Consider the following 16,788-nt stretch of genomic DNA (forward strand, 5'->3'; position numbering starts at 1 on the left):
CTCGCTGTCCACGTTCGACCCCGCACGAAGATCAACTCTCAGTTGCGCCAAGACGCCAACCGGAGCTGCTGGTCGAGCTGTTCAGCCCATGCCGGGCGCGGGCGCCGGGGATGATGGTGCGATGAGTCGCGACACGGGGGGCGGTCCGGTGAAGCGGCCGCGGGCGCTGGAGCGGGCGCGGGTGGGATGGCCGAGCTCTCTGCAGGAGCTAAAGGACCTGCTGTACGAGGTGTACCTGGCGGCGGGCACGCCGAGCCTGGATGAGATCGCCGCGGACATCGCCAAGAACGACCGTCTGCCGGGTTCGCCGAGCCGGGATACCGTCCGTCGTTGCATCAGCGATCCGGTCCTTCCGCCCGGCCAGGCCGATGTGGTTGCTGTGTCCGTGGTGCTGGCCCGCCGTGCTGCGTGGGATCAGCGGGATCTGGCTGGGCGAGTGCGCGAGCTCTGGGTCGCGGCACGGATGGCCAGGGGTGCGGGGCGACCGATCGGTGAGTTCGACGACCGGCTAGTGCTGGATGATCTGGAGGTTCACCGGGCCCTTCACGCCGGTGACGGCCGCGAGCGGCTCGGTGCCCTGCCGGCTTACGTCCCACGGGAATTCGACGCACGTCTGGACACAGTGGTCGCTACCGCGGCGGCAGGGCAGAGCGGCATCGCGGTCCTGGTCGGGGGATCGTCGACGGGCAAGACCCGCGCGCTGTGGGAAGCCGCCAGGAAGCTGCCGGACGCCTGGCGGCTGTGGCATCCCATTACCCCCACCCGCCCCGATGCGGCCTTGGCCGAACTGCCCGACATCGCCCCTAGGACCGTGGTGTGGCTGAACGAGGCCCAGCACTACCTGGGCCCGGACCCGATCGGGGAAGAGGTCGCCGCGGGCCTGCGGAACCTGCTGCGCGACCCGGCGCGAGGCCCCGTGCTGGTGCTGGCCACGCTGTGGCCCGGGCACTGGCAGAGTCTGACCACCCGCACCACCGTGGACCGGCATGCCCAGGCACGGGAGCTGCTGAGCGGGCACAAGATCGACGTGCCGGAGGCGTTCACTCACGCCGACCTAGTCGCGCTCACGGAAACGGCCGGCACCGATTCCCGGCTCAAGGAGGCTGCCGAATACGCCCACGCCGCCCAGATCACCCAGTACTTGGCCGGAGTACCGGTCCTGACAGACCGCTACCACAGCGCCACGGGCGCCACCCGGGCTGTCATCCACGCGGCCATGGACGTCCGCCGGCTCGGCGCCGCCCCCTACATCTCGCTGGCCTGGCTGGCCGGCGCCGCCCCCGGCTACCTCACCGAGGCCGAGTGGAACGCCACTGGCAACGAGTGGCTGGCCCAGGCCCTCGACTACGTCACCCAGGGATGCAACGGCATCCCCGGCATTCTCACCCCCGTCAAGACCACCACCCCTCGCAATCCGCGCAACGGGCGCAACCGCCGCTCGGCGGACGTCTCTAGCCTTGCTGCCGGGCAGCCGGCCCGGGACATGCCCGGGCCGCATTACCAGCTGGCCGACTACCTCGACCAGTACGGCCGCCTCCACCGCGCCGATCAGATCCCCCCGATCGACTTCTGGACCGCAGCAGCTAACCATGCCCACCCCGCCGACCTAACTGCGCTGAGTAACGCCGCTTCGCAACGCGGCTTGCACCGCGATGCCGCCCAACTCCGCAAGCGCGCCGTCCACAGTGACCCCCGGGCCGCAGCGCAGCTGCTGCGACAGCTCCACCGCTTGTGTTCTACCGACCGCCGCCCAGCCCAGTGGGTCGTGGACCATGTCTCCCTTGACGACGAGCCGGACACGGTGGTGCAGCTGCTGGCAGCGCTTTGGGACGTCGGGACCAGCCAGCAGTTCACCGACTTACTCGCCCGCGACCCGGCCGCCCACGTCACCGTGGACGACGCCCGCGCAGTAGGTCGGCTACTGAAGGCATTGTCGGAGGTCGCCGCCCATGAGCAGGCCGCCGCTCTAGCCGAACGTGCCGCACGCCACGCCCCTCTCGACGACCCAAGCGGCGTGGCCTTTCTAATGGAGACGATGCGGGAGATCGGATGCCATGAACAGGTCGCTGTGATTCTGACAGGCGACCCGGCCGCCCACGTCACCGTGGACGACGCCTACGGAGTAGGTCGGCTGCTGAAGGCATTGTCGGAGGTCGCCGCCCATGAGCAGGCCGCCGCTCTAGCCGAACGTGCCGCACGCCACGCCCCTCTTGACGACCGGCACGATGCGATCCGGCTCCTGGAGAGCATGCGAGAGGTCGGAGCCTACGAGCAGGCCGCGGCCCTCGCAGAACGTGCCGCACGCTACGCCCCTCTCGACAGCAAAGGTGCCGCATCCTTCATGCTGAAGAGTCTGCAGAAGTCGGGGGCCTACAGGCAGGCTGCCAGGCTCGCCGAACGGGCCGCCGCCCAAGGCGCCCTCGACAACCCGGCCGACGTCACCTGGTTGCTGGACAGGCTGCTGAGGTCCAAGTCCTATGAGCAGACCGCCGCGTTGCTGGCGCATGACCCGGCCGCCCACGTCACCCTCGACGATCACTACGCCTTAATCAAATTACTGAAAAAGCTTAGGGAAGCTGGGGCGCATGAACAGGCCGCAGCTCTCGAGGTACGGGTCGCCACCCACATCATCGTCGGCATCGCGCACATCATGTCCCCACTGGAGGAGAGACTGAGGAAAAGTGGAGTCCTTGAGCAGGTCACCACGCTGTTGGCGCATGACCCAGAACCTCACGTCGCCCTCCGCCACCCTTTCGCGATGCGCGACCTGCTAGAAGAGTTGGGAAAGCTTCAATACCACGAGCAAATCGAGGCCCTCACCGACTGGGCTGTTTCCCACATCAACCTCGACAGGCCGAGCGCCGTAGCCTGGTTCCTGGTGCACCTGTGTGAGGTGGGGGCTCACGACCACGCCGTTGCTCTAGCCGAACGGGCCGCACGCCACCCCATCTCCGACGACTGGGAGGGCGTAGCCCGGCTGCTGAAACACATGTGGCATATCCAGGCACACGAGCAGGCCACCGCTCTTGCCCAGCGAGCCGCCGCCCACCTCGCCCTCCACCACCCGTATGACGTTTCCAGCCTCCTGGCGAGGCTATGGGAGACGGGATGCCGCGAACTAGCCGCCGTCGTCGCGACCGGGGCTGCCGGCCATATCGCCGCCGACAGCACGGGCGCTGTGTCCGTCCTGCTGGACCGAATGGCCCGTGTTGCTGCGCGAGAGGAAGCAGCAGCCCTCGCCGAGCGGACCGCACCGTACGCCGGGCTCGAGGACCCGAAGGCCGTAACTTGGTTGCTTAAGAGACTTTCGGAGTCGGGCTACCACCAGCAGATGACCGTGTTATTGGCACGCGATCCGGCCTCACACGCTGCCCTTCATGACTCGCATGCCGTCTACGAACTATGGGTGAGACTGCAAGAAGTCGGGGCCCATGAACAGGCCACCCGCCTGGTCGAGCGGCTCCCTGCCGCAGGACACTTCGACTTGTACATCCAAATGATCAACCACGCGCAGCGGTTCATGTACGGACGTGAGCCAGATGGAAGCCCCGCCGCTCCATGGACCTGGGAGGACCTGGAGTGATCCCACCGGTGTTCGCAGGTCTCAATTGCGGCGTCGGGGATAAATCGAACCGTGGTTATCGCTGGGATTGATCCCAGACGCGGGATTGATGGAGCACTGCAGTTACCAGCGCCAGGGCAGCGGACCAGAGCTTGTCCAGGCCGCCGCCCCGACCACGGCCGCGTTTTCCCTTGACCACGCTCGCTACCGGCCGCCGTCAGACCGCGGACAAGGGGGTCTTGTGCACGCTGCTCGCTCGATCACCGCCCACCGAAGGGCGGTCCGAAGCGAAGGAGTCACTGCGATGACCACGCACCGACCACCGGCCGGCGGCCGGCGCGCCCGCCCCGGCCATGGGCCCGACCAGCATCGGGCAAGCCGCCGCGGCCTCCTGCGGTTCGCACTTGGGAGGCCACTGTGGAACCCACTTTGGTGCCCGGCATCGAGCAGGACGGAGAAAGCCAAGGTCACCACGCAGATTCGGGCGCGTGCCGCGTTGTCACGACCCTCTTCTCTCCTCCTGAACTTGCAAGTGATGTCCGTGGAGGAGGAGATCATCGGGTCCGGGGGCCGGATGCCCTCTGCGGCCGGATGCGGCCGGCGCCCGGCAGGTGGCCGTGCGCGACAGGCGAGGAAGGGGCGGGGCTGATGGCGGGGAAGCGGAAGACGAACCCGGCGGGGTCGACGAACAACCTGCGCGGCGACGTGCTGCGCGTGCTCGGTGTGCTGAAGGTCGCGACCGTCGAACAGATCCAGCAGATCTCAGCCCCGCACATGAGCTACCGGCACACCGACAAGGCCAAGCCCTCGGAGCGGAAGCAGGCCCGCACCGCCTCGCATCTCGGGGCGCTCTCCGATCTGCGCAAGCACGGCCTGGTGGAGAACGGCGGGAGGACCTCGGGCGGGGACACCCTGCGCAACCTCACGCCCATGGGCCTGAAGGCCGCCTCTTACGAGCTGGGGCGGCCGGTGGGGGAGATGGGCGGCCCGGCCCGTGGCGCGGGCCGCAGCGGCGCCTCCCACCCGATGGCGGTCAACGACGCCCTCTTCGCGCTGATGCGCCCGAAGCCGGACCCGGCCCTGCTCGATGGCGAGCCGGCCGAAGCCCTCGCCGCCGCGCAGGCCGCGGTTGGTTTTACCGCCGGGAGCCATCAGCGTTTGTTGGTCACCGCTGGAAACGCTCCGTCAGCCGCAAAAGACCTGTCGCTGAATTCTGGGAGCGCGCCGGTACTTGCCTCCGGCCGTCTCGTCTGCTGGTCGGCTCGGAGCAAGTGATCATGGCTCCGGACTCCAGAATCTCTGACCCCATCCGCAAGCTGGCCGTCAGGGTAGGTCCGGAGCGCCGCAGGTGTGACCCCGCGATCGCTGGCGACGCCGCGTACCTCGCTGTCCGCCGACCTCACCACTGAAACCGACTACCCGAGAGGACCCAACAGCTGATGTCCATATGGCCTTCGATTGTTGCCGTACTCGGTACCCTCGCCGGTGCCCTGACCGCCGGACTCCTCCAGCACCGTTCGGCACGCACCGCGCGCGCAGAGGAGCGCGCCGACGGCCACCGCCAGGACCAGCTCGGTGCCGTCACCGACTTCGCGGCCGCCCTGGACGCGCACCGCTCGGCGATGTTCCATCGGGAGCGTCTGGCGCTGGCCGAGGCAGGCACCGAGCACCAACTGGAGGCCCAGACGAGGTCCCACGACACCCGGGCGGCAATCACCGCGCCCCACATCCGCCTTCAGGTCCTGGTCCCCGAGCTGGCCGGCCCCGCCCAGCAGGCCGCAGATGCCACGTACGCGCTGCGCAAGGCCATCGACCGGACCGAGCTGGATGCCCGGCGGCATGCGGCCAAGGAAGCATCGGTCGCCTTCATCGCCGCGGCCGCCACGCTGCTGAGCCCCAACAACCGCTGACTGAGGGCGACCACTGCCAGCGTCCTGGCCGTCCGGTCGTGCCAGCCCCATACGCCCTACAACACTCGCGCGTTCCCGTGGCGGGTGTTCCTATTTCTCACCGACATTCAGGACGTCGGTGATCGTGAAGCGTTCCTGAAAGCCGCAAACAAGCGTCCTTGGAGATGACCTACGCAGCCACGCGGTCGACGTGCCGGACGGGTTGGGCACCATCGCCTCCTACGCGACCGAGGTGGCGCTGCCCGCGACGGGCACGTGGTCCAACCCCGGCAAGGGCGGCGCCCAGGCGGACATCGTCATCACCGAGCCCGAGGACGGGGTGCCGCTGCTGTTCGTGGAGATCGACAACTGTTACGAGTCCGCGCAGGAACTCGCGGCGAAGGTCGACAAGTACATGCGGTTCTGCCACGGAGGGTGAAGGACGCCGATGGCAAGGAGCGGCCGATGTGGCGCACCCGCTGGTGGGTGCCCGACGGACGGCACGGCGATCAGCCGCACCCGCTGCTGCTGCTCGTCTTCAACCGCGTCGGCCTGCGCACCCCCAACACGGTCGTCGCGCAGCTGGCTGAGCTGACCGAACGGCACGGCAGGGCACGGCCCACGACGGCTTCCACATGTACGACGGCAAGCTGCCCATCGTGGTCACCGGCATGAAGCAGCTGAAGGAGCACGGCCCGGCCGGGGTGATCCTCCGGCGCTTCGGCCGCACGGAGAACCAGACGCTCCTGGAGGCGATCGGCAACCCCCGCCGTGAAGCCCACGACGCCCGCCAACAGGCCAACTACGAAGCCCGCGAGCGGGAGTACAAGGAGCAGCTGCGCCGTGCGGCCGAGCAGCAGCGGGCCGAGCGGGAGGCCCGCCGTCCGGTGTGCGCCGGCTGCGGCACGCGGTTTACCGACGAACGGTGGAAGGCCATCGAGCCCGCAGGATGGGGCACCCCACGGGCCATCACCACCGAACGCCAAGCCGAGCACACCGAGCCCGAGCAGAAGGCCAGCGGCACCTGGCTCTCGCGCTTCCGCAGCTGACGCAGACAGGCCCTGGGTTGTCGGTGGCAGCTGCAAGGCTGAACGGATGGACCGTGATGACGAGCAGCTGCTGCGCCGCCGGGTCTACGGTGGCGACCATGACCACCCGGCCCGCGGCCAGACGGGCGCTACCGAGCTGGTCGGCGGGCCGCTGGACGGCCCGCTGCTCGACATCACCGGCTGGACGCAGGATGAAGTCGACACCGACGTCGCGCTCTCCACAGAGCTGGGGCAGTTTGGCGTCGGCGGCCGGGCGATGTATGACCCGCGCCCCGGAGACCCGGCCCGCTTCTACTGGACCGGTGACACTCCCTGACCGCCCCGGCCGACGCGCCCCGCGATCCCGCCAAGGGCACGCTGGGAGGCGTGACCAGGGCACCGATCGTTGTGCACCGCCCTTCCCGTACAGGCGGCCGGAAGGTCACCGTGCACCGCCACGGTCGGGACGACTTGCGGATTTTGTGATGGCGGCTACTCGTGCTGACCGGGTTCAGTGGGCTCGTCCGGCTCCGGGCCAGGAAGGTCACCCGATTCCGGCTCCCCGGACCCGCGGCGACGGACGGCATCCACGGTCTTGCGGATGGCAACGATGATCTCGGGCAGTTGCTTGAGTGTCTGAAGGAGCAGTGTCAGCCCCAGGCCAACCGCTCCGAAGAAGCCGATGAGGCTGAGGTTGATGTGGTCCCAGTTCACAGTGTTCGACCCCTCCTTCAGTGGCTCTGGATCGACCAGGTGATCAAGGCCAGGAACGCACTTCCCACCGTTGAGGCCAAACCGCGTACGGCGCTGAACATCGCGGCACGACCGAGCCGCCGAGCGGTGCTGCTGTTGCCCTGCTGCATGATCAACTCCCAACTGTGCCCGGCCTGTTGCCGGGGGCAGGAGCAAGAATCCGCAGGAACTGGCTGCCCGTCCGGAAAGGCGGGCGGATTGGATGAAGACGTCCTAAGCTGCTGGTCGGCGGGCGTGCCCGCAGTGCCCGCACCGGGCACAGACAGGCCCGGGCAACAGTGAGGAGGCCTTCATCGCCACAGGGGACGCCCTCAAGCTGTACGACGAGATGTGCAAGCTGAGAGATCGGGCGAAGAAGGGCAGAGGCAAGGCTGGTAAGGCGTTCTCGCAGCGCGCGATCGCAAAAGCGCTCAGCGAGCCGCCCTATTCGATCACGTTTCGGGCCCAAAACCTCAGTGAATGGCTCCCGAAAGTGGCGGCGGACGCCGAGGTTCCTCAAAACGCGGACGTGGTGTGGGTACTGGTTCGGCTGTGGTCCGATTGGGCGGCAGAGAAGCCGGACGAGCTTTTCTGGCGAAACCTCGTGGAGCGCGCTCAGGCAGATCGGGCCGAGCGTGCGGCTGCGGCGCGGTCCGCGACCCAGACGAGCAGGCGGGGCGGTAAGACGGCCCTCGTGGACGAGGGCCGCGCCCAGCTGGAGGCGTACCTCGCCGATGTCTGCAGCCGCGTAGAGGCTCCCGGACCCTACGTTGCCCAGTCGGTGGTGAGCTGGCACGAAGGGCGGCCCGCCGACCGTTCGACGGCCCAGCCGGCGAGCGCCGCCGTCTTCACCACCGCGCCGCTCGTGGTGGTGCTCGGTGATCCTGGTGGCGGAAAGACCGCGCTTCTACGACGTCACGAGCTCGACGTCTGCCGCCAGTGGAGGGACGGAGTCCGGTCTGCCGCGCTGCCGGTCTACGTTCCGGCCACGTTGCTCAGCCAAGAGCCGCTCGCGGCGCCGCTCTACGCCGACCCGCCGGCGCCCGGCTCTCACTGGCTGGTCCTGCTCGACGGCCTCGACGAGATCACTAACGCGCAGGCACGCCGTAAGGCGCTGCGGGACATCGTCCGGTGGGTCGCGGAACGGCGAGAGACCCACCGCCTTGTGGTCACCACGCGATACCTGTCCAAGCAGGAGCAGAACGATCTGAAGGAGGCGGCGCCCGTCTGCTTAGAGCTCTTGCGGTTCGAGTCAGGTGACGTCCGGGAGCTGGCTGCGGCGTGGCTCGGTCCGGATCAAGTCGACGGCCTCATGGCTGCGGTCGCCGAGGCACGTCTCGACGACCTGGTCAAGCTGCCCATGATCGGTGCCATTCTCTGCGAATTGCACCGGGTCCACCCCGACCGGCCTCTGGGCAGCACCCGCGGGGATATCTACGACGCGTTCATCACCGAGCTGATGGCGACCACGCCACGCACCGATACCCTGCCGGAGCATCACGCGGGCAAGCAAGGCGACTCCAGGGCACCGGCCTGGCAAAGCCCGGCAGTGGAGAAGCACGTCCTCGAGCTGAGCACGCTGCCGCCCGCGGACGTTCGTGCCTTGCTGGCGACGGTGGCCGCCACTCGCCGACAGGGAAGCGGACCCGTCCGGCCGGTTTTGGACGTCCTGCTGGAGCGGGACTGCATCAAGCCGCGCGGCGCCGTGCCGGTCAAGTGGTGGAGAGAGCAGCTCATCGCCTGCTTCCGGCGTAGCGGGGTGCTCCAGCAGCAGGGGGCGGAGCTGGAGTTCGCGCATCGCACGTACGAGGAGTTCTTGGCCGCCTGGACTCTCGGTGATCCACGCGAGGGAGGCTTGGCGGAGCTGCGGCGCGTCCTCGGCAGCCACCGGCGCCGGCACTGGCCGTGGCGGCCCGCTCCTGGTTACCGCGCCGTGGGCGGCTGGGGCCGGCGGATGTGGGCGGCTGCCGAGGGTGAGAACATGTCTTACCTCGGCTTCCTCATGGACCGGCTCACTGACGCCGCAGCGGCGGATCTCGGCGAGCTGCCGTCATCTTCCGGCATCAGCGGCTGCACGTTCCTTGCCGCACAAAAGCGGCTCGGCACCTACCTCCCGGTCGAGGTGCAGGCCCAAGCGGTGGAGAAACTCCAGCGGCACATCAAGATCGGTCGACAGGCCCGGCTCGGGACCTCGATCGACATCGACGCGGTGAATCAGCTGGATCCGCACTCTGTGCCGATGGCCGAGGCTCTCGCCGCACTGGCGATCGACGACTCCCGGGTCGATGCGGCCAGTGCGCTGCTCGCCTTCGCCGAGAGCCGGGCCGAGGGGCTGGTGGCATTGCGGGAACTGGCCCGCTCGCCGAGGCTGACCAGTCTGCAGGGCCAGGTGGCGGCGGCGACGGCGATTTTCCGCGACGGCGACGACAGCGGCCTCGACCTGATCGTGGACCTGGCGTCCAATCCAGGGCTGGACCCCGACGTCCGGCTCGGCATCGCATGGCAGCTCAGCAAGCTTCACCGGCAACGCGGCCTCGACCTCCTCACCAGCTGGATCGACACCCGGGCCGGGGGCGACTTCTGGTTCAAGGCGGCGCTTACCGTGGTCGAGATCGACGAGGCATACGGCGTCGCGTGGTTGAACGCCATCGCCGATGATCCCGCCTGTCCGGCCAAGACACGGATCAACGCAGCCTATGTGGCCGCGCTCAACAGAGATCCACGGGGGGCGGAGGTCCTCCTGCGCTTCGCCCGCGATCCTGACGTGGAAGAAGACCTGCGCGTGGCGGCGGTGTACTTCGTGGCCAAGGTCGGCCATCCGTCAGCCATGGTGGTGCGCGACGAGCTGGCCCAGGACCCGAACCTGACACCCGGGGGCCGTAAGTTGCTACGCCGACTGGTCCCAGCCGAGTAGCTCTGTTCGCTGCCGCGTGCCACGAGCGCTGGAAGGCCGCACAGCAGGACGGCTGACCCCGACGACAGCGGGGCCGGGACAGGATCACCCTGCCCGGCCTCGCGGCTCGTCCGTTCGCGGCTATGTCCATCGCATGCCGATCGCGGAGAGTTGCTCGATGCGCTCGGTGGTGAGCGTCGCGGCCCGCGAGCGTTGGTTGTTGATCCATGCTCCGAGCTTGATCTCCCGCTCCTCCCGCTCCTCCCGCTGCTCCCGGTCCTGGCCGTCACCGTCTTCGCCACCGCCACCCACGATGATCTGTTCGGTGTGTTTTCTGGGTACGCGCAGGTGTCCTTCGCGTTGGTAGTACTGGCGGGCGGCTGCGACGTTGAGGGACCATTTGTCGGCTTGGCTACGCCGCGGTTTCGGCTTTTCGTCCTCGCCAGCGGGTGTCATGCCGAGGATGTGTTCGCACATCCATTGCTGCACAGCGGTGAGCTCGTCGAAGCCGAGGCGTTGGGTGTGTACCCACCGTCCGAGGTCTTCGCCTTGGTGTAGGACGTCGCCTGGCGCGGTCGGCAGTGTGCCGTCGGCTTCGAGGTGCTGGCGGGTGAGGTGGAAGCGGCGTTGCCATTCCACCGGCCAGGCCGGGCACCACGACGGGTCGATGTTCTCCAGTTGTCAACGGTCACGTAATTCCTCAGGGCAAACGTCACGTAATTCCCCAGGCAGTGGGCGCTGGTTCCGCGGTTCCCGGCCGCCGTCATGGTTCCCATCGGTCGGTAGGGGGCGCCGGCCTGAGAAGCTGTCTCAAGTCAGCGTCAGCTACTTACCAGGAGAAGGTTGTGGGTCGTGACGACCAGTCAGCAAGCAGTTCGACGGCGCTGTCGTCGGAGCGGATCGCTGAGGTCGACGGGGTCATCTTTCACATCACACGGTGGGCGAGGGACCGTGAAGACATCGTCGGTCTGCTCCTCGTCGGATCATGTGCTCGCAACGCCGCACGACCCGACTCCGACATCGACATCGTCCTGCTCACTACGGACGAGCCCCGATACCTTGACGACGCCGCCTGGGCGAACTGATCCGCACCCAGGCGTGGGGACCGGTCACCGAACGACGCTACTCCACCGCCTCCGGCCTGGAGGTCGAGGTCGGCATCGGCTCTCCGGCCTGGGCGAGGACGGACCCCGTCGATCCGGGGACGCGCCGCGTGGTGACCGACGGCGCCCGCGTGCTGCACGACCCGACAGGCGTTCTGGCCGATCTGCTCGCCGCTTGTTAGTCGACCGGGGGCCCTCATCCAGACCGGCACCGAGTCCTACCGCTACCAAGCCGCCGTCGCCCAGCCTCCGGCTCACACCGCTGATCGGCGGCAATGGGCCGCACCGACCCATCGGGATACTGAGTCGCATGATGATGAACGCCACCGACGCGCTGACCGTGATCAGGACCCTCGAAACCGCGGGCATCGAGGTCTGGCTCGGTGACGGTGGGTGGGGCGTCGACGCCCTCCTCGGCGAGCAGACCCGCCCGCACAAGGACGTCGACCTGATCGCCCGGGTGGACCAGGCCCAGGACCTGGTCGCCGCTCTTCGACCGCTCGGATACACCGTCACCGAGGGCCGCCTCGCCTCCTGTTTCGTCCTCGGCGACCAGGACGGCAGGAGCGTGGACGTCCACCCGGTCGTCTTCGACGAAGAGGGCAACGGCGACTACACCATGGACAACGGCGAGATCTGGGTCTACGAGGCGGCCTGGTTCAACGCCACCGGAACGATCAACGGCGAAGCGGTCCGCTGCCTCACCGCCCGGGGGCAGGTGCTCTGCCACACCGGCTACACACTCGACGACGAGGACCGGCGGGACATGGCAGCCCTCCATCAGCGATTCGGCGTCGAACTCCTTCCCGAACAATGCTGACGGACCCGCCGGATGCCCGTCCACGACCGCCGTCCCCATGGGGACACGTGACCACGAGGGTGGGGAATTACGTGACGCTGATCATGCAGATCGTGGGGAATTACGTGACCGCTGACACACCTACGCCGAAGGCATCCGCGAGCATATCCAGGCCGCTCAGCAACGCCAGCAGCCCACCATCCTTCGACCCGCCGACACACGGGCCGCCTCCGCAGCACTGTGCGCAGAACTCGAGCTGGCCAGGAAGGAGATCCGGACCCTGCGGGAGACAGAGAACGGATGCGGCAGGCCATCAGGCACCAGCTCGGACAGCAACTCGATGCCCTCGGCAACACGCACCTGACCCAATGCGTCGACGAACTCACCCGGGACAACCATCGGCTCGAAGACCAACTCCGGCAGACCGCCCACGAAAACCACGCCTTCCGAGCCCGTCTCACGACCCTGGAAGCAGACCTGGTCGCAGCGCGAACCAGCCTTCGACGACTGATCCGAGAGGAGAACACAAGCCGCTGAACGAGAACGCCACACGTCGCAGTTTGCATCGGAATATGTGATTCGTGCGACGCTGGTCCGCACGCTATGCCCAATCCACGCCCAGCTCCCGAAGCGCGGTGCCCGTGATCATTCTTCCGGACGGAGGGTGGCGGGTTGAGCTGACGTGATCAGTCGGTGTTGGCTGGACGAAGCGATGCAGTGCTCCGGCACAGGGCAGTGTCGGTGGGGCGCCGGACTCGCGCTGATGTGCGGTTTTGTCACGCGGCAGGCCAGGTTGGTCAGATGATGTCATCTCTGATGCTTGCGGCCCGGTTAATTCGCTGCGGGTGTGGCGGGCGCCGGGTACGGTGGTGTCACCGACGCGGGGTGGAGCAGCTCGGTAGCTCGCTGGGCTCATAACCCAGAGGTCGCGTGGTTCAAATCCCGCCCCCGCTACGAGCGAAGGGTCCGGCAGCAGCCGGGCCCTTCCCCCGTTTTCATCGGCTGCTGGCACCCTGGGGCTGGGCGAGGGCTCCAACTCAGGCCCATTCGATGCCCAGCTCCCGGAGCGCGGCGCGCTGCGGGTCACCCAGCTTGTCCCGCCGCTGTTTGGTGTTACTCATAAACACCCCCAGCCGGACCGGCGTAGCCTCGCCCAGCACCATGATCTCCTCTGTGTGGCTCCTGGGGACGCGGTGGTGGCCCTCGCGAGTGATGTATTGGGCGAGGGCTTGCATGCCTCGCTGGAAGGCCACTGACGCCTTCCCGGCGCCCTTCGTCGCATGCCCGGCCGCCGGGGCGGGAGACGGCGGCTCAGCGGGCTTGAAGCCCAGCATGGTCAGTCGTTCCTGCTGTTCGGTGGTCAGCTGTGCCCAGGTGCTCGCCTCCCGTTGCCGTGTGAGCCACTTGCCCAGGTCGTCACCGTCCATCATCACGCCGGGGGCGATGTCGGGCAGGCTGCCGTCGGCGTCGACCAGGTCCGCGAGGACGCGGTAGTGGCGTTGCCAGTCGAGTGGCCATGGGCAGTTCCAGTCCGGGTCGATCGCCTCCAGTTGCTTCGCGCGCTGCGCCGCCCGCTTCGGGTCTTTCCCGAGGCCGCCTTTGCGGCGGAGGTTGGCCATGTGCTGCCCGATGGGCACCATCGCTTCGTCCTCGCCCCAGACTGTGTCCTGTCGTGGTGCGAGGTGCCCGGTGGCCCGGTGGTAGGAGCGGAGCGCGGCGAGCTTGCTCTCCCATGCCTCCTCGCCGGGCTCCCAGACCATCCCGGCCTCGGGAGCGTCCAGCAGGGTCTTGCGCCGCTCCTCCAGTTCCCCGGCCCGCAGCGCCTTGCGCTGCTGGTGCACCCACCGCCCCAGCGGGAAGTCCTTCGTGACGCCGACTTCGGTCTCCGTGTCGTACGGGACGGCGTACAGGCCGGTGATTTCGTTCTCGGCCCGCCAGCGGATGAGGGCTTGGTAGCCCTCGAGCCACACCAGCGACTCCGGCCGGTACACCCGCGTGCGCAGGAAGGCCGCGATCGTGGCGGCGTCCCGGGGAGAGGAGAAGTGGAGCAGCGCGGACTCGGCAGCGGCGTCGGTGCCGTCCTGCTCCTGGTCCTCGCTGTCGCCTTTGCCGCCGGCCCCGACGATCCGCCCGTCCTCATCGCGCCGGACATGGACCTTGCGCTGTCCGCTGGTGAGGGCACGGGAGGCGAGCTGTTCCACGAGTCGTTCATCATGCGAGCGCAGGCCCTGCAAAACGGCTACAAGAGGGCGGAACGAGGCGCTGGCGACCATGTCGGTCGGGTCCTCGCCGGGATCCAGGAAGACCGGCACGATGATCCGCGCGACCTTGGTGGAGCCGTCCTTGTTGAGCCTGAGTGCGCGGCCGATGTTCTGGACGATCTCCACCTGGGAGCCGCGGGTGTCGGCGAAGCACACGGCTTCCACGCCCCGCTCGCCGGTGATGTCGACGCCTTCCCCGAGGACGCGACAGCTGGCGAGGAACGCCCGGTGCACCCGCCGGCTGTTGGCGTCGATCCCGTTGGCGAATTGCCGCAGGACCTCGCGCCGCTCGCTGACGACGTGGTCGCCGCACAGCCACGCCGCCCACACCCGGTCCGGCGGGACATGGCGGTCGGCCTCCAGCTCGTAGAACTCCGCATCGATCGACGACTTCGGCAGTTTCCCTGCCTTCGCCAGGTCGTCGCCGGAGGCGTCGTTGACGTACAGCTTGGCTGCCGTCTGGGGCATCTTCTCCGCGAACGCTGCGGCCTCCTCCACCTTTTGATGGAAGGTCATCACGGTGCGCAGGTTGTACGCCGCCGAGTGCTCCAGGAGCGCCGTCTGCAGGAGAGCGAGGCGCCGGCCCCGCCGCGCCTCCTCCGACTCCCCGAGGACCGGCGAGGGGTCGCGGATCTCCAGCACGTCGATCTCGAACCCGGCGAGGATGCCCCGCTCGATCGCCTCCGAGAGCCCTAGTTCGGCCAGCCACGGCCCGTAGGTCTGCGAGTCCTGGCCCATCGACGCGAGCTCTAGTTCCTGGCCTTCCGTGCCCTTCTGCGGCCGGGGTGAGGCAAGGATGCGCGGGGTCGCCGTGAGGTAGAGCCGGAAGTCCGCCGGGATGCGGGCGTTGTCGTGGATCGCCGCCCATGGCCTGCCAAGATCACCCGCTGTGCCGTGGGCCTCATCCACGATGGCGAGGTCGAAGCCTGCCATCTGCTGGCCATACAGCCGCTCCCCGCCCGCCAGAGCGGCCTCCAGCGGCCCGCGAACCTTCCGCTGGCCCATCGGTGCGTCGATGTCCTCGCGGTCCACCAGCGAGGCATATGTGGCGAACATGATGACCGGCCCGTGCCCGGCCCACAGGGCGAGTTGGATCGGGTTGGTGGTGGTGCGCACCCCCAGCTCGTTCAGCACCGGATCGTTCTCCAGCGAGCACACCGCGACCATCGGGGCCCGGTGGCCCACCAGGCGCCACGCCTGGGCGGTCTGCACGAGCAGGTCCAGCGTCGGGACCGTGACGAGGATCCGGCCGCCTGAGAAGCACTCCAGCGCGCACGCGGCAGCGGTGATCGTCTTCCCCGATCCGGTCGCTGACACGATCGTGCCCCGTGCACCCTGCGGAGGCACAGACGATCTTGCAGGGAATCCGACCCACTTGCGGAAGCTCGACTTTTGATCGACCTGGTGTTCTCTGAGCTGAATCAAAAGAGTTCTCCCGGTTCAGGAAGGACCTGTTCGGCGGAAGTGATCCGGTACCCCACACGCTCGTAGAGACCCCCCTTGCCGCCGTGGACCGCCCCCGCTCTGATGGCTGCTTCGTCAGGCGATGCAGCCATCAGGTGCACGACCGGGATCGGCATGTCCGGGCGGCAGAATCCGCCGGCGGGCCGCGCGTCGATCCGGAAGACGCGATGCCGCGAGACCTCCGGGGCGGCGACACCCGACCGCTCAGCCTCTGCCATATCTTTCACCAGCCTCCGCAAGCGCCGCTCTTCATAACGGACGGCACGCAAGTCACGAGAGGACACGTACATAGGCATCCGATCCGACTCCATCAGACCGGAGATCCGCTCCCACTGAAGGCGCCGCAGCTCTGCAATGAACAGCTCACTCAGATGGTGAGGTTCCGCCGGGGCCATGATCGCGTTCCCGGCACGCTCCTGGGCCAGGCGCACCTGCGTGGCCACCTGACACCGATCGAGCCCCGATGCTTTCGAGACCACACCCAGCCGGGCGAGTTCATGCGGAAGGTACTCGTAGATCAACACGCACCCACCTTCCCATCGCATGTCCCTCAATATCTCCAATCCTACATGCTGCATCAGAACAAGAGACAGCACACGAAAATCACCCGAAGAGATCACCCTCGCCTGATGACGGCCATCCGTCTCGGGGTACACGGCCCGGCATCGCACCGAAGACCGAACGCATCATCTTTCTGCGGGCCGTGCGTCAGCCACACCGCCTACGCCGTGGTCGGTGTGCGCTGCGTGGACCGGCCGACAGGCGCCAGGAAGCCGGCAGGCAAGGCCCCGCCACGCTCACGTCTGAGCACCCGTCAACTCCCTCGAAGGTTCACCGACCCACAGACCCCTGTTTCCGCAGCCAGCCTGGCCCGCGCTAGCGGGCCCAGCGGTTCTGGAGGCGCAGCCGAAAGGACCGCCAGGCGGGGGAGCGCAGCGCACCCGCCCTCAGGCTGCAGCGAAGCGGAAGCCTGACAACGGGACAAAGTCCCGCAGGGCCGGGAGCGCAGCGGACGGCCCATCAATTTGATCGCGCAGCGGTCAAATTGAGCGGGTGG

Annotated in this window: 16 protein-coding genes and 1 tRNA gene; 11 read left to right on the forward strand and 6 right to left on the reverse strand. The window is 68.0% G+C overall.

The window, feature by feature from the left end:
- Nucleotides 1-121 precede the first annotated feature (121 nt).
- From ACFYZZ_RS10880 to ACFYZZ_RS10910, 7 genes are all read left to right on the forward strand, one after another.
- Complete coding sequence (locus ACFYZZ_RS10880; protein WP_389173603.1) at nt 122-3,583, forward strand: hypothetical protein; 3,462 nt, start codon at nt 122-124, stop codon at nt 3,581-3,583.
- Between the two features lie 627 nt (nt 3,584-4,210).
- Nucleotides 4,211-4,837 (forward strand): hypothetical protein, encoded by a 627-nt coding sequence (locus ACFYZZ_RS10885; protein ID WP_389173605.1) that lies wholly within the window; start codon nt 4,211-4,213, stop codon nt 4,835-4,837.
- 164 nt (nt 4,838-5,001) lie between these two features.
- On the forward strand, nt 5,002-5,472 hold the full coding sequence (locus ACFYZZ_RS10890; RefSeq protein ID WP_389173607.1) for a hypothetical protein: 471 nt from the start codon (nt 5,002-5,004) through the stop codon (nt 5,470-5,472).
- A 190-nt stretch (nt 5,473-5,662) separates the two neighbouring features.
- A complete protein-coding gene (locus tag ACFYZZ_RS10895; protein WP_389173609.1) occupies nt 5,663-5,890 on the forward strand; it encodes a replication-relaxation family protein in 228 nt (75 codons plus the stop codon).
- A 26-nt stretch (nt 5,891-5,916) separates the two neighbouring features.
- On the forward strand, nt 5,917-6,126 hold the full coding sequence (locus ACFYZZ_RS10900; protein ID WP_389173610.1) for a hypothetical protein: 210 nt from the start codon (nt 5,917-5,919) through the stop codon (nt 6,124-6,126).
- On the forward strand, nt 6,087-6,500 hold the full coding sequence (locus ACFYZZ_RS10905; RefSeq protein ID WP_389173612.1) for a hypothetical protein: 414 nt from the start codon (nt 6,087-6,089) through the stop codon (nt 6,498-6,500). Before ACFYZZ_RS10900 ends, ACFYZZ_RS10905 begins: the two co-directional genes overlap by 40 nt.
- Before the next feature lie 46 nt (nt 6,501-6,546).
- A complete protein-coding gene (locus ACFYZZ_RS10910; protein WP_389173614.1) occupies nt 6,547-6,816 on the forward strand; it encodes a hypothetical protein in 270 nt (89 codons plus the stop codon).
- Between the two features lie 155 nt (nt 6,817-6,971).
- Here the strand turns inward: ACFYZZ_RS10910 and ACFYZZ_RS10915 are convergent, their stop codons facing one another.
- On the reverse strand, nt 6,972-7,193 hold the full coding sequence (locus ACFYZZ_RS10915; protein WP_389173616.1) for a hypothetical protein: 222 nt from the start codon (nt 7,191-7,193) through the stop codon (nt 6,972-6,974).
- A gap of 17 nt (nt 7,194-7,210) precedes the next feature.
- Nucleotides 7,211-7,348: a hypothetical protein gene (locus ACFYZZ_RS10920; protein ID WP_389173617.1), complete on the reverse strand. Its 138-nt coding sequence runs from the start codon at nt 7,346-7,348 to the stop codon at nt 7,211-7,213.
- Between the two features lie 212 nt (nt 7,349-7,560).
- Between ACFYZZ_RS10920 and ACFYZZ_RS10925 the strand changes: the two genes are divergently transcribed.
- A complete protein-coding gene (locus tag ACFYZZ_RS10925; protein WP_389173619.1) occupies nt 7,561-10,125 on the forward strand; it encodes an NACHT domain-containing protein in 2,565 nt (854 codons plus the stop codon).
- A gap of 120 nt (nt 10,126-10,245) precedes the next feature.
- Here ACFYZZ_RS10925 and ACFYZZ_RS10930 read toward each other — a convergent pair whose 3' ends face one another.
- Nucleotides 10,246-10,743, reverse strand: a complete 498-nt coding sequence (locus ACFYZZ_RS10930) for a helicase associated domain-containing protein (protein WP_389173621.1) — start codon at nt 10,741-10,743, stop codon at nt 10,246-10,248.
- Nucleotides 10,744-10,949: 206 nt separating this feature from the next.
- On the opposite strand from ACFYZZ_RS10930, the gene ACFYZZ_RS10935 reads away from it, so the two are divergent.
- Nucleotides 10,950-11,189 carry a nucleotidyltransferase domain-containing protein gene (locus tag ACFYZZ_RS10935; protein WP_389173623.1) on the forward strand — a complete coding sequence of 80 codons (240 nt, stop codon included), beginning with the start codon at nt 10,950-10,952 and terminating at the stop codon, nt 11,187-11,189.
- Between the two features lie 328 nt (nt 11,190-11,517).
- Nucleotides 11,518-12,027: a nucleotidyltransferase domain-containing protein gene (locus ACFYZZ_RS10940; RefSeq protein WP_389173625.1), complete on the forward strand. Its 510-nt coding sequence runs from the start codon at nt 11,518-11,520 to the stop codon at nt 12,025-12,027.
- A gap of 156 nt (nt 12,028-12,183) precedes the next feature.
- Here the strand turns inward: ACFYZZ_RS10940 and ACFYZZ_RS10945 are convergent, their stop codons facing one another.
- Nucleotides 12,184-12,606 (reverse strand): hypothetical protein, encoded by a 423-nt coding sequence (locus ACFYZZ_RS10945; RefSeq protein WP_389173626.1) that lies wholly within the window; start codon nt 12,604-12,606, stop codon nt 12,184-12,186.
- A gap of 279 nt (nt 12,607-12,885) precedes the next feature.
- Here ACFYZZ_RS10945 and ACFYZZ_RS10950 point away from each other — a divergent pair.
- Nucleotides 12,886-12,960 (forward strand) — tRNA-Met (locus ACFYZZ_RS10950).
- Between the two features lie 83 nt (nt 12,961-13,043).
- Here ACFYZZ_RS10950 and ACFYZZ_RS10955 read toward each other — a convergent pair.
- Together ACFYZZ_RS10955 and ACFYZZ_RS10960 are read right to left on the reverse strand one after the other, a co-directional pair.
- On the reverse strand, nt 13,044-15,692 hold the full coding sequence (locus ACFYZZ_RS10955; RefSeq protein ID WP_389173628.1) for a Helicase associated domain protein: 2,649 nt from the start codon (nt 15,690-15,692) through the stop codon (nt 13,044-13,046).
- Nucleotides 15,689-16,255, reverse strand: coding sequence for a hypothetical protein (locus ACFYZZ_RS10960; protein ID WP_389173629.1), 567 nt, complete (start codon nt 16,253-16,255; stop codon nt 15,689-15,691). The genes ACFYZZ_RS10955 and ACFYZZ_RS10960 overlap by 4 nt, the downstream gene beginning before the upstream one ends.
- Nucleotides 16,256-16,788 lie beyond the last annotated feature (533 nt).

The sequence above is a fragment of the Streptomyces sp. NPDC001816 genome (assembly GCF_042892235.1).
GTDB lineage: Bacteria > Actinomycetota > Actinomycetes > Streptomycetales > Streptomycetaceae > Streptomyces.